Raw genomic sequence first — 13521 nt, 5'->3', positions numbered from 1 at the left:
CTGAGGTTAATTAGAATGAGCTACCAATATTAAATTGGAATTGTTCAATTTCGTCCTTGTCGTATTTACGAATTGGTTTCGCATAAGAGAATGACAATGGACCAATTGGTGACATCCATTGGAACGCAATACCTGCTGAAGCACGGAAACGTTTGAAGTCTCCATAGTCAGGCAAGGTTGGGTAATCGGTTTGCTTCCATTTGGTATTCCACGCACTAGCGGCATCGACGAAGATCGAGGTTCTTACATTGTGTTGATATTTCTCACTCACAAATGGCGTAGGGGTAATTAATTCCAAACTTGCAGCCGCTAATGCGTTACCGCCGATAATGTCATTATCGTAAGTACGATTAAACAGTTTATCTTTTGCATTGTAGTAAATCGCTTGCGGACCTATTGCACCATAAGCAAAACCTCTTAGCGTACCAATACCACCGGCGGTGTAGAGTTGGTAGAAAGGCACTTCTTTTCCGCTCAATCCGTTAGCATAAGCCACACTCGCTTTAGTTGAGATAACCCATTTATGTTCACGGTTTAATGGGAAATAGTTTCTAAAGTCGGAACTCACACGATAATATTTATTATCAGAACCCGGAATAGTGATTTTACCACCGATATTTGCAGTTGTTCCTTCCGTTGGGAAATAGCCTCTATTTAAGCTGCTATAGTTCCAGCCAAGTGAGAAATCGAAATCATCTGCTTTGATTTTTTCATAGTAATTTGAGTTCGGATCAAACTCAAAGTTCATTGATTTCACATATTTTTCACGGGTATATTCACGAGAGGCATTTTTAATCTTATCGTGCGTATAGCCTAAGCCTAAGTAGTATGAGTTATTTTCATTCACCGGGAAACCAAGCGTACTGCTAATACCATAAGTTTGGCGTTTGTATGAAGCGACGTTATCATTTTTTGAGTTATCGAAATCTTCATAGAAGACATTGCCACCTAAACTTACCCCATCTTTAGTGAAGTACGGTTCGGTGTAGCCTAAGTTTACACTGGTGCCGTAGTCATTACGTTGGCCGCTTAAGCTGATGGTTGAGCCCATACCTAAGAAGTTATCTTGTTTGATACCTGCTTGGTAGCTGATACCACTTTCTGTACCGTAGCCGATACCAAAGTTAATGCTACCTGTATTACGTTCTTTGATTTTATATACCACATCAACTTGGTCTTTTTTGTCGGCTACACTTAGCATTGACATATCAACACTTTCATAGAAACCGGTTCTCTCCAAGCGAGTCTTACCTAAATTCACGTTGTTGGTTGATAACCAAGCCCCTTCTTGCTGACGCATTTCACGGCGGAGGGTAGAGTCTGCAGTTACATCATTACCTTCAAAGCGGATTCGATGCACATACAAGCGTTGGCCGGCATCAACCACGAAGCTGATTTTTACTGTTTTATCATCTTCATTAAATTGTGGATAAATATCTACTTTAGCAGAACCGTAACCGGCATCGCCTAAAATGCTTTTAATTCCTTCATCAATCTGGGTTAAATCAGACTTACGGAAGGTTTGACCTGCTTTAAAATCTTTTAATAATGGATTTAATTTATCACCCATATTGGCAGTGTTGCCGATAATACGCATTTCACTGATGCTATATTTCGAGCCTTCATTTAATTTATAAGTCAGGTTCACTTCGGTTTTATCATCATTGAACTGCACATCGCTATCTTCAATGGCGAATTTGGCATAACCACGATTTAAGTAGAAATCTCTTATTGTTTCTAAATCTTTTTGGTAGGCGGTTTGCTCAAATTTGCTGCTTTCAAAAATATTCCACCAAGATACATCAGGTTGAATATCTAAGTTTTCTAATAATTTTTTCTCAGAGAAGGCATTGTTGCCTTCAAACTTAACCGTTTTTGCACGAGTGACATCGCCTTCATCAAGCACTAATTTAACATTTACGCTGCCTTCAACACTGTTTGTGACCAGCGTATCTACTTTTGCCAAATAGCGACCTGTAGAACGGTAATGCTCTACTAGGCTCTCTTTAAAGGCTGCTAATTTTTCAGCATTAAAAATTTCGCCTTGAGCAATTAAGTTTGCTTTTAAGTTTTGTTCCAAAGCGTCTTTAGGAATAGCCTTATTACCTTCAATTTCTACTTTACCGATAATCGGTTTTTCTGCTAGTTTAATTACAAGGGTATTGCCTTCTCGTGTTGCACGCACATCTGCAAAACGTTGCTGACTGAATAAGTGGCGAACTACATTGGAAACATCCGTATCTGTTGCAGTTTGACCTACTCTAACAGGAATAGATGAAATAATAGCTGCACCTGTTGTTGGCTGAACGCCTTCAACACGAATATCTTTAACGACGAAAGGTGCAGCAATGACACCATTTGCAATTAAAAGAGAAGAAAGTAATAATTTTTTCATTGAAATTATCCTATGATTGTATTGCATTAATTTGCAAAATTATTAGAAAAATAAACCGCTTGTTAAAAATGAATAATATCATTGATAAAGGCAAACACCATTAATCCTAATACAAATGCAATGCCGATTTGTTGAAATAGCATTTGTATTTTTTCAGATAATGCTTTACCTTGAACAGCTTCAACAGCTAATAAAACCAGTTGACCGCCATCTAGTGGTAAAATTGGAAACAAATTCATTACACCTAAATTGACGCTAATTAATGCCATAAAACTTAAGTAATAAATTAAACCAATTTCAGCCGTTGCCCCAGCTCCTTTTGCCATTGAGATAGGACCGCCTAAATTTTTAATTGATAAATCACCGGTAATTAAATTACCGATAAATTGCAGTATGGTTTGAATTAAAGACCATACTTTTTCAATACTTTTATAAAATGCTGTAAGAATATCATATTTTAATTCGGTGCGATATTTATCTGCAAGTCTTTCGTATGTTGGCACAATGCCGATAATGTAGCGGTCATCTCGCTTTTCGGGCTGAATGCTTAGTGTCTTAATTTGTCCTTTTTGTTCAACTTGGAGTTCAATAAAATTGCCTGTTTGAACATTTTCAACAAGCGTAGCCCAATCAAAAGGTTGTTGATTAACCTTGAGAATTCTATCGCCTGAAGCTAATCCTACTTTTTCAGCAGGCGAATTTTCAACAATATCTTTGATTTCTGGCATTACCTTTGTACTTTTAGGGCGAATACCTAATACCGTTAATGGATTTTCTTTAGTGCTATCAATGTTCCAACCGGAAAGATCTAACTCATAATGCTGCGTAGCTTGGCTATCAATTAATCGCCCTTCTACTTGAACATTTTTGCTTCCAATTGAACCCACTAGTGCTAAAGAGGCACTTTCCCAGTCGTGGATATTTTGATTACCGATTTTAGTAATTTCTAATTCAGCAGGTAATTGAGCTTGTGCTGCAATCGTGTTAGGTAACACCTCGCCGATTACAGGCTTAATGGTTGGAATACCTGAAACAAATACCACCCAATAAGCCAGTATTGCAAAAATAAAGTTTGCAGCAGGACCTGCGACAATAATAAATGCACGCTGTAAAACAGACTTCGTTGCTAATGATTGTTCTGGTCTCGCATCAACACCTTGCTCACCATTCCACATCTGCACATAGCCGCCGAGAGGAATTAATGAGAAAGCAAATTCTGTGCCGTGCTTATCCGTTTTTCTAAGCAATACTTTGCCAAACCCGATAGAAAAACGGGTTACTTTTACACCACATTTACGAGCAGCCCAGAAGTGCCCGTATTCGTGTACGAATACCAGTACGCAGATTAATACAAAGAAAGCAATAGTTGATGTCATAACTTATAGCACAAAAAAGAAGAAGGTTGCGAAAAACGGTATTGCTGCTGTTAAGCTATCAATACGATCTAAAATACCACCGTGTCCAGGAATGAGATTGCTGCTGTCTTTAATGCCGGCTTGGCGTTTGAACATACTTTCAACTAAATCGCCTAATACAGAAATTGCAACTGTTGCGATAGAAACTAAAATAAATGGCGTAGTGGCTAATTCTCTGCCAAATACATTTTCGGGTGTAAGCTGTAAGAAGGCAAAAGCAATCACACCAGATGTTAATAAGCCACCCAAAACCCCCTCCCACGATTTACCCGGAGACACTTTCGGTGCAAGTTTTCGTTTGCCAAAGGCTCGACCAAAGAAATAAGCACCGGAGTCCGCCCCCCAAACTAATAAGCAAACATACAGGAATAAATAAGTGCCTTGATACGGATCAATATGGTAATTATGGAAACGTAATGCTAATACACCAATTAAAAAAGGAATTAAGGTAGCAAAACCAAATAGGAATTTAGCTACGACAGACTTTTCCCATAGTCTTGCAGAATTTGGATAAGTAATTACTAATGCAAGAGCAATCAGCCACCAAATGCAGCCAATAAAGAGAATGGGTGTGGTTTCATCCGTAATAAAACGCGTTGCTCGGATATAATCGGTATTCGCAACTACTGCAAAAAGCAATAAACAGATAGTCACCATTGCGACAATAGCACGAGGTAAAGGGCGTTTAAAACCTGCAAATTGAGCCCATTCCCACATTGCCGCAACAATAATGGCAGATAATGCGATAGTTAATGGCAATGGAGAAAGCCAGAAAATAGCTGCCAATACGGCAATAATCATAATAATTGCTGAAAGTACACGTTCTTTAAGCATTGTGTTTCCTTGTAAATTGTATTAACAGCCACCAAATCGGCGTTCACGCTGTTGATAAGCTAAAATTGCTTCACTAAAAGAGTCTTCGTTGAAATCAGGCCATAAAACAGGGCTGAAGAAGAGTTCCGCATAGGCAATTTGCCATAATAAAAAGTTGCTGATCCGTTGTTCGCCACTTGTTCTAATGAGTAAATCCACCTGCGGTTGAGCTTCTGTTACCAAATGTTGCTGAAATAATTCAGGAGTAATTTGTGTAACTTCAAGCTGGTTTTCTTTTACTTGTAACGCTAATTTTTGTGTAGCTTGCACAATATCCCAATAGCCACCGTAGTTTGCTGCAATGTTTAAAATTAGCCCTGTATTGTTCTCTGTTAATTTTTCTGATTCTGCAATACGTTTTTGCAAACTTTCACTAAAGGCGGATTTATCGCCAATAATCTTCAAGCGAATATTATTTTTATGCAATTTTTTGACTTCAGAGTCTAAGGCTTTCATAAAAAGTGTCATTAAAGCGGACACTTCAGTTTCCGGTCTGCTCCAATTCTCACTACTAAACGCATAAAGTGTTAGTACTTTAATCTGATGTTTAGCTGCAAAATTTACTGCAGAACGAACCGCTTTCACGCCGTTTTGATGCCCGAAAACACGTAATTTTCCTTTCTGCTTAGCCCAGCGACCATTGCCGTCCATAATAATGGCAACGTGTTTGGGCATATTTTGAGGATCAAAATTCAAAGGTTCACTCACTAAAATAATAAAATAAGATAAAAATGGCATTAACTATATCATAGGATAGATAATAGTGGAATTGACAAGCGATATTTGCTTTATTTTTTCTAAAAAAATGAAAAATTTAATGCGTTGTCATCAAACTGTCATAATTCTTTTCTACACTTACTCACGCAACAGCAATCTAACGTAAGGAGAATTACTATGCTAATGCGTAAGACTAAAAAAATAATGTTATTAGGTACTCTTTTTGCATCAGTGGCGGCGGTTTCTCACGCTCACACTATTACAGGAGCAGGGGCATCTTTCCCTTATCCGATTTATGCGAAATGGGCAGCTTTATATGAAAAAGAGACAGGCAATAAAGTAAATTATCAATCAATAGGCTCTGGTGGCGGTCAGCAACAAATTATTGCAAAAACCGTTGATTTTGGTGCATCTGATGACCCAATGAAAGCAGAGTTACTACAACAACATCAATTACTGCAATTCCCGGCAATTATTGGCGGTACAGTGTTAGTCGTGAATATTCCCGGTATCAAAGAAGGCGAACTAAAACTTTCCGGTGACTTACTGGCTCAAATCTATCTTGGTAAAGTTGCTAAATGGAATGATGCAGCTATTCAAAAATTAAATCCAAATTTAAATCTCCCTGATAAAGATATTCTTGTTATCCACCGTTCAGATGGCTCTGGTACAACCTTTGGTTTTACTAACTATCTCTCTAAAGTTTCAAGTGAATGGAAATCAACCGTTGGTGAAGGTAAAGCCGTGAAATGGCCGAAAGGGCACGGTGGTAAAGGCAATGAAGGCATTGCAGCCTATGTTCGCCAAATGAAATATTCTATCGGTTATGTAGAATATGCGTATGCAAAACAAAATCAACTGGCGTGGACAGCATTACAAAACTCGGCAGGTGAATTTGTTCAACCGAATAAAGAAAGCTTTATGGCAGCCGCAAGTAATGCGAAATGGAATGAAGCAGAAGGTATGGGTGTCATTCTAACCAATGAAGCAGGTGAAAAATCTTGGCCTATTACTGCAGCAAGTTTCATCTTAATTCACAAAAAAGAGGGTAAACCTGAAGCAACGCAAAATGTGGTGAAATTCTTTGATTGGGCGTTTGCCAAAGGACAAGATGCCGCCGCTGAGTTGGATTATGTGCCAATTCCTGAAGATGTTGTAAAAAGCATTCAAAATAAATGGAACACTGAATTGCAAAAATAATGAAAAAAGCGACCGCTTGTAGAAGTGGTTGCCTATTTTTGACAGCTTTCATATAGAAAAATAATTATGTCTAAAATGAACCAGTTTTTAAATCAAAATCGATTTGAAATATTTTTTAGAAATATGACCGCTTGTTTTGCGTGGTTAGTATTTCTATTACTTGCTGCAATTATGATTTCGTTATTTGTAGAAAGTTGGCCAAGTATCAAAAAATTTGGCGTAAGCTTTTTATGGGATAGCGAATGGGATCCTGTGCAGAATCAATATGGTGCATTAATGCCGATTGTGGGGACATTAATCACTTCCTGTTTAGCCTTAATGATTGCAGTACCGATTTCATTTGGAATTGCAGTATTTATCAACGAACTTTCGCCACAATGGCTAAAACGCCCAATTGGAACGGCGGTTGAAATGTTAGCTGCTATTCCTTCTATCATTTATGGTATGTGGGGCTTATTTGTATTCGTACCTTTATTTCAAGAACACATTCAACCGACGATGATCGAATGGTTTGGTGATCTGCCTGTACTTGAATATTTATTTTCTGGTGCACCTTTTGGTATTGGTTTATTCACTGCCGGCTTAGTGCTTGCCATTATGATTATTCCATTCATCGCTTCAATGATGCGTGATGTGTTTGCAATTGTGCCACCAATGTTAAAAGAAAGTGCCTACGGATTAGGTTCAACCCGTTGGGAGGTATTATGGAAAGTAGTGCTACCTTATACCAAAACAGGACTTATCGGCAGTATTATGTTAGGTTTTGGGCGTGCATTAGGTGAAACAATGGCAGTTACTTTTGTGATTGGAAATGCGTTCCAAATACCAAATTCATTATTCTCGCCTTCGGTTTCTATTGCTTCAGCTATTGCAAATGAATTTAACGAAGCCTCGGGCTTACAAAAATCAGCATTAATTGAATTAGGTTTAGTTCTTTTCTTAATTACAACGATTGTACTGTCTATTTCTCGCTTAATGATTTTAAGAATGCAGCGTAAGGAAGGAAAATAATGAAAAATTTACAGAACGCTCGTTTTTACAGACGTAAATGTTGTAACCGCATAATGCTAAGTCTAGCCTATGTGGCGGTTGCTTTCGGATTGTTTTGGCTTTGTTGGATTTTATATTCACTGATTAGTCGAGGTATTCCGGGGCTTTCATTAGAACTTTTCACACAAATTACCCCGGCACCCAATGAGCAGGGTGGTTTAAGCAATGCGATTTTAGGCTCATTGCTTATTGTGGGAACCGGTACGCTTATCGGTACGCCAATCGGCATTTTAGCAGGCACGTATTTAGCAGAATATGGCAACTATAGCCGTTTTGCCAAAGTAACTCGTTTCTTAAATGATATTTTACTTTCTGCTCCGTCAATTATTATTGGCTTATTTGTGTATACGCTTTATGTTTCGAAAGTAGGGCATTTTTCAGGCTGGGCAGGATCTTTAGCCTTAGCATTATTGGTTATTCCAATTGTGGTGAGAACGACAGACAGTATGCTTAACCTTATTCCTAATAACTTGCGTGAAGCCACCATTGCATTAGGCTGCCCACAATGGCGAGTGATTGTGATGATCTGCTATCGTGCAGCAAAATCAGGGATCTTAACCGGCGTATTACTTGCAGTTGCTCGTATTGCAGGTGAAACTGCCCCATTATTGTTTACTGCATTATCAAACCAATTTATGTCTTGGGATATGAATGCACCAATGGCAAACTTACCTGTTGTGATTTACCAATATGCGGCAAGTCCGTTTACAGATTGGAATAATCTTGCGTGGGCAGGTGCGATTTTAATTACGCTATTCGTGTTATGTATCAATGTTTTAACCCGTGTTTTCTTACAACCAAAACAGAAATAATTAAGGTGTTTAGAAATGAACGTAGAACCAAAAATTTCAGTAAAAAATCTTAACTTTTATTATGGCGATTTCCACGCTTTAAAAAATATCAATTTAAATATTGCGAAAAATAAAGTAACTGCATTTATCGGACCTTCCGGCTGTGGTAAATCCACGTTATTGAGAACTTTCAATCGTATGTTTGAGCTTTACCCGAACCAAAGAGCAGAAGGGGAGATCAATTTAGACGGTGAAAATCTATTAACTACCGATACGGATATTTCCATTATTCGTGCAAAAGTGGGTATGGTATTCCAAAAACCGACACCGTTCCCGATGTCAATTTATGACAACATTGCTTTTGGTATCCGCTTATTTGAGAAGCTATCCAAACAAGAGATGAATGAGCGAGTAGAGTGGGCTTTAACCAAAGCCGCTTTATGGAATGAGGTGAAAAATAAGTTGCATCAAAGTGGTGATAGCTTATCAGGCGGACAACAGCAACGTTTATGTATTGCTAGAGCCATTGCCATCAAACCCGATGTCTTATTGTTAGATGAGCCTTGTTCAGCACTCGATCCGATTTCTACAATGAAAATTGAAGCCTTGATTACCGAACTCAAGCAAGATTATACTGTGGCAATGGTAACGCACAATATGCAACAAGCTGCTCGTTGCTCTGATTACACCGCATTTATGTATCTTGGTGAGTTAGTGGAATTTGGCGAAACTGCTCAAATCTTTAGTCAACCTAAAATTCCACGTACAGCGGATTATATTCAGGGCAAAATGGGCTAATAAATTTAATTCAAATGCAGTGTTAATACCAATTTCACTGCATTTCTTCTATTTGATGGAGTAATGAATAATGAGCAGAAGCATTTTAGTCGTAGAAGATGAACGTGGCATTCGTGAGATGATTAGCCTTTTTCTAATGCAGCATCAATACGATGTCATTGAAGCAGAAGATTATCAAAGTGCAGTGAAAAAACTGGCTGAAAAGCCACAATTGGTTTTATTGGATTGGATGTTACCGGGGCGTTCAGGCGTGCAACTCATTGAATATATGAAAAAGAACGAAGAAACGGCTCAAATACCTGTCATTATGCTCACTGCTCGGAGTGCAGAAGAAGATTGTATTACTTGTTTAAATGCTGGGGCAGATGATTATGTCATCAAGCCATTTTCTCCTAAAGTGTTATTGGCTAGAATTGAAGCCGTTTGGCGAAGAATTTACGAGCAAACCACACAAATTATTCAGATAGGTGATTTAACGTTGGACGAAAATGCTCAACGAGTTTCTTATCTATCTGAACAAATTCATCTAAGCCACACTGAATTCAAATTACTCCATTTTTTTATGACACACCCGGAAAAAGTGTATTCCCGTGAGCAGTTATTAAATCGAATTTGGGGTGATGATTTAGAAGTAGAAGATCGAACGGTAGATAGTTATATCCGCCGTTTACGCCGAAGCCTTGAACCTTACCAATGCGATAGCTATGTGCAAACGGTAAGAGGAAGTGGCTATCGTTTTTCGCAATATATTCAAGGTGAGTGATGAAAAAATTACTTAACTTTTTAGCAGAGCTGATTTTATCTGCTTTAATTGCTTTCATATTTAGTTTATTTGGCTTAGATTTCAGCACTTGGCTGATTGTCATCTTTGTTGGTTTATTGGTATGGCATCACATCACAGAACATCGTTTACTTCAAACCTTAAATCCGCAAGGTAAGAAAGAACTAGAACTGATTAATTTAGAAAATTTTTCCCAAACAATTGCTTATTATCGGAATAAAAATAAAAAAGAGAAGTTTGAAAATTTACGTTTGCTGTCTAAATTAAATAAAAATATCCAATATTTACCTGATGCAATTATGATCGCACAAGCAGACGGTGAGCTTGTTTGGTGTAATAATGCTGCTCAAAAAATGTTTGATTTCTATTGGCATAAAAAAACGCAAAAAAACATTCTCAACGTGATTTTTTACAAACAATTTAAGCACTATTTTGCCCAGCCGAAGAAAAGCCGACCGCTTGTATTACTGACTTACAATGAGCGTTATATTGAAATTCATATTCATCAATATGATCCGGAAACCTTGTTGATTATTGGGCGTGATATTACTGAAATGATAAAACTGCTACGTTCCAGACAAACTTTTTTAAGTAATATCAACCACGAGTTACGAACGCCGCTCACGGTTCTGCAAGGCTATTTGGAAATATTAGCGGATCAACCTGTACAAAGTTTGCTACAAGAAAAAGCGATAAAGGCAATGCAAGAGCAGAGCTTGCGAATGACGAACTTATTACAGCAGTTGAATATGTTGGCGAAAATTGAAACCTCATCAAATAAAGACCATCAATTGTTTGATATGTCTGCAATGATCCTTTCACTCAAAAAAGATGCGGAAATTTTAAATACTTATTCACACCAAATTACCTTTGATATTCAACCAAGCGTAGAAATATTGGGTAATGAACATCAACTACATAGCGTGGTGTCTAACTTGATTTATAATTCAATTAAACATTCGGGGCAGGCTTGTCATATTGAGATCAGCTGGAAACCGTGTGAGGAAGGTATGAAATTTGAGGTAAAAGACGATGGAATTGGTATTCCTGAAATCCACTTGCCGCATTTAACCGAACGCTTTTACCGAGTTGATGAATCCCGAAGTAAGAAAACAGGGGGCAGCGGTTTAGGGCTGGCAATAGTGAAGCACGCATTAGAGCAACACGCCTCAACACTCAACATTACCAGCAAAGAAGGCGAGGGGAGCAGTTTCTCTTTTGTGTTGAAATCAGCACTATGCTCCCATAATCATTAAAAATTATCTTTTTGTTTACGAAGTGCAATAAATTCGTCTAAATTGACCGCTTGCATAAACGGATTTACCTGCATTTCAAGCCCAATGGTAGTAGGTAAAGTCGGCTTATTTTGTGAACGTAAAATATCAACCTGTTCTTGATATTCTGCGAGAGTACAACTCGCAGGTAACACGGCTTCGGCAAATTTTAGATTGCTCTTAGTATATTCGTGGGCAGGATAGGCCCTAACCGAATTAGGGAGATTTTTAAAGCGTTGTAATGCCTCAAATTGGGCTCGATAATCACCTGTGAATACACGTCCGCAACCGCCGGAAAATAACGCATCGCCACAAAATAGATAATCATAGCCAAACAAATAGCTAATATGTCCTGCAGTATGCCCTGCACTTTTAATAATGCTCACATCATAATCAAACAGGTTGATATGTTGCTCTGGTGAAACAATCACATTGGCAAACTCAGCGACTTCTTGCGGACCATAAATAGGAATATTGGGATATTTCTCAACAATGCCAGCCACACCATCAGTATGGTCGTGATGATTATGGGTAAGTAAGATAGCGGTCAAATTTAACGAATTTTTTGCAATAAAGTCTAATACAGGCTGATGTTCTGACGGATCAACAATAATCACATCTTGTTCTTTACGAATTGCCCAAATATAGTTATCGCTTAATGCCGGAATGGGAATGATCTGGAGCATAGTTTTCTCCTGATAGGGAGTTTAGATAAAAGGGTGGGGCGTTACCAGCGACCCTCGGCACACAGAAATTTCAACCCAGACTGCTTTCTTCCGAACCTGATCAAGTAAGCTGAACACCATTGCGAGGAACCAATAACGCCCCATCGGATTACGCTTGTTGCGTAAGGCTTTCTATTATAGATAAATTTAAAAATAAGACAAGGTGGAATTTTACAAGCGGTTATTTTCTGATAGGAATTTGCAAAACTTTGCGAAAAATTATTCACAATCCTTGTAAGGATTGTTCGCAGTTTTGCTGCCGTTGGCAAAGCCAACGTTCAAAAAGCGATGCTTTTTGAGACCGCTTGTCTTGTAATGTATTATGCTTTTAGCAATAACGCCACTGCTTCACAAGCAATACCTTCTCCACGCCCAGTAAAGCCCAACTTTTCCGTTGTAGTGGCTTTTACATTCACTTGGGAAATATCGCATTTCAAATCATCAGCAATAGTTTGACGCATTTTATCGATATGCGGACGCATTTTCGGTGCTTGGGCGATAATAGTTACATCAACATTGCCTACTTTATATCCTTGTTCTTGAACTTGGCGATAGGCTTCAATTAATAAACCTCGACTATCAGCATTTTTATATTGCATATCGGTATCCGGGAAAAGTTTGCCAATATCGCCTAATGCAACTGCACCGAGTAACGCATCGGTTAGAGCGTGAAGGGCAACATCGCCATCACTATGAGCAATAAAACCAGTGTGGTAAGGTACTTCAACGCCTGCAATAATGAGCGGTCGGTTTTCGCCAAAGGCGTGAACGTCAAAACCGTGTCCAATACGAATCATATATTATTTCTCCAAATTTATAAGCTAGAGTGATGAGTGAGGTAAAACTCTGCTAAGGCTAAATCTTCCGGGCGGGTAATTTTGATATTATCGCTTCTGCCGGCAACAAGTTGTGGTTGGTAGCCGCTTAGCTCCATAGCAGAGGCTTCATCTGTTACAATTTGCCTTTTGCTAAAGGCTGTCTCTAACGCAGTTTTTAGCTTCTTGGCAGGAAAGAATTGTGGCGTTAAAGCGTGCCATAAGGTTGAGCGATCTTCTGTATGCAAAATTTGTGTACCATTGGCTCGCTTCATTGTATCAATGGCAGGAGTGGCTAAAATGCCCCCTCGCTCATCTTCAATTTGCAAAAGTTTATCTAAATCCGACCGCTTGAGGCAGGGGCGAGCAGCATCGTGAACTAACGCCCAAGCATTTTCATCCTCAATGGCGTTTAACGCATTGAATACGGAATCTGCTCGTGTTTCGCCACCAAACACAATTTGGATTTGGGGCGATTTGAGTAATGCAATTTCGGTATAGAAAGGATCATCTTTTGCTACCGCCACAATCACTTTGGCAATTTTAGGGTGATCAAGAAAAAGGGAAACCGTATGTTCTAAAATGGTTTTCCCTTTTAATGTTAAATATTGTTTTGGTTTGTCTGCCTGCATTCGGCTGCCTACGCCTGAAGCAGGAATAACCGCAAAAATTTTTCTTTTCATAAAT

At 38.6% G+C, this 13521-nt stretch carries 13 protein-coding genes and 1 other RNA gene; 6 read left to right on the top strand and 8 right to left on the bottom strand.

Annotated features, from left to right (window positions below; all coding sequences use genetic code 11):
• Positions 1–10: 10 nt before the first annotated feature.
• The 4 genes from bamA to uppS form a co-directional block, all read right to left on the bottom strand.
• Complete coding sequence (bamA, locus tag ICJ55_RS08765) at positions 11–2395, bottom strand: outer membrane protein assembly factor BamA (RefSeq protein ID WP_188156456.1); 2385 nt, start codon at positions 2393–2395, stop codon at positions 11–13.
• A 62-nt stretch (positions 2396–2457) separates the two neighbouring features.
• The gene (gene rseP, locus ICJ55_RS08760) at positions 2458–3771 is read right to left on the bottom strand and encodes an RIP metalloprotease RseP (protein ID WP_188156455.1); all 1314 of its coding nucleotides are present in this window, start codon (positions 3769–3771) and stop codon (positions 2458–2460) included.
• A gap of 3 nt (positions 3772–3774) precedes the next feature.
• Positions 3775–4644: a phosphatidate cytidylyltransferase gene (locus ICJ55_RS08755; RefSeq protein WP_188156454.1), complete on the bottom strand. Its 870-nt coding sequence runs from the start codon at positions 4642–4644 to the stop codon at positions 3775–3777.
• A gap of 21 nt (positions 4645–4665) precedes the next feature.
• Positions 4666–5421, bottom strand: coding sequence for a polyprenyl diphosphate synthase (gene uppS / locus ICJ55_RS08750; protein ID WP_208455127.1), 756 nt, complete (start codon positions 5419–5421; stop codon positions 4666–4668).
• Positions 5422–5577: 156 nt separating this feature from the next.
• Here uppS and pstS point away from each other — a divergent pair, with 156 nt between their 5' ends.
• The 6 genes from pstS to phoR all read left to right on the top strand — a co-directional run bounded on the left by pstS (position 5578) and on the right by phoR (position 11276).
• The gene (gene pstS / locus ICJ55_RS08745; RefSeq protein ID WP_188156453.1) at positions 5578–6600 is read left to right on the top strand and encodes a phosphate ABC transporter substrate-binding protein PstS; all 1023 of its coding nucleotides are present in this window, start codon (positions 5578–5580) and stop codon (positions 6598–6600) included.
• Positions 6601–6666: 66 nt separating this feature from the next.
• Positions 6667–7611: a phosphate ABC transporter permease subunit PstC gene (gene pstC / locus ICJ55_RS08740; protein ID WP_188156452.1), complete on the top strand. Its 945-nt coding sequence runs from the start codon at positions 6667–6669 to the stop codon at positions 7609–7611.
• Entirely contained in the window at positions 7611–8462 is an 852-nt protein-coding gene (gene pstA, locus ICJ55_RS08735) for a phosphate ABC transporter permease PstA (RefSeq protein WP_188156451.1), read from the top strand. Before pstC ends, pstA begins: the two co-directional genes overlap by 1 nt.
• A gap of 15 nt (positions 8463–8477) precedes the next feature.
• A complete protein-coding gene (gene pstB, locus ICJ55_RS08730) occupies positions 8478–9239 on the top strand; it encodes a phosphate ABC transporter ATP-binding protein PstB (RefSeq protein ID WP_025236171.1) in 762 nt (253 codons plus the stop codon).
• A 70-nt stretch (positions 9240–9309) separates the two neighbouring features.
• A complete protein-coding gene (gene phoB, locus ICJ55_RS08725) occupies positions 9310–10002 on the top strand; it encodes a phosphate regulon transcriptional regulator PhoB (RefSeq protein ID WP_188156450.1) in 693 nt (230 codons plus the stop codon).
• Positions 10002–11276, top strand: coding sequence for a phosphate regulon sensor histidine kinase PhoR (gene phoR / locus ICJ55_RS08720; RefSeq protein WP_188156449.1), 1275 nt, complete (start codon positions 10002–10004; stop codon positions 11274–11276). Before phoB ends, phoR begins: the two co-directional genes overlap by 1 nt.
• Here the strand turns inward: phoR and gloB are convergent.
• From gloB to ispD, 4 genes are all read right to left on the bottom strand, one after another.
• A complete protein-coding gene (gene gloB, locus ICJ55_RS08715) occupies positions 11273–11980 on the bottom strand; it encodes a hydroxyacylglutathione hydrolase (RefSeq protein WP_188156448.1) in 708 nt (235 codons plus the stop codon). The two genes, phoR and gloB, sit on opposite strands and share 4 nt — an antisense overlap.
• Before the next feature lie 38 nt (positions 11981–12018).
• Positions 12019–12116: signal recognition particle sRNA small type (gene ffs / locus ICJ55_RS08710), an RNA gene on the bottom strand.
• Between the two features lie 223 nt (positions 12117–12339).
• Entirely contained in the window at positions 12340–12816 is a 477-nt protein-coding gene (gene ispF / locus ICJ55_RS08705) for a 2-C-methyl-D-erythritol 2,4-cyclodiphosphate synthase (protein ID WP_188156447.1), read from the bottom strand.
• A 17-nt stretch (positions 12817–12833) separates the two neighbouring features.
• A complete protein-coding gene (gene ispD, locus ICJ55_RS08700) occupies positions 12834–13517 on the bottom strand; it encodes a 2-C-methyl-D-erythritol 4-phosphate cytidylyltransferase (RefSeq protein WP_188156446.1) in 684 nt (227 codons plus the stop codon).
• Positions 13518–13521: the final 4 nt, after the last annotated feature.

Origin of the sequence: Mannheimia bovis, assembly GCF_014541205.1 — a bacterium.
Taxonomy (GTDB): domain Bacteria; phylum Pseudomonadota; class Gammaproteobacteria; order Enterobacterales; family Pasteurellaceae; genus Mannheimia; species Mannheimia bovis.
This window is presented reverse-complemented; position numbering and strand designations above follow the sequence as displayed.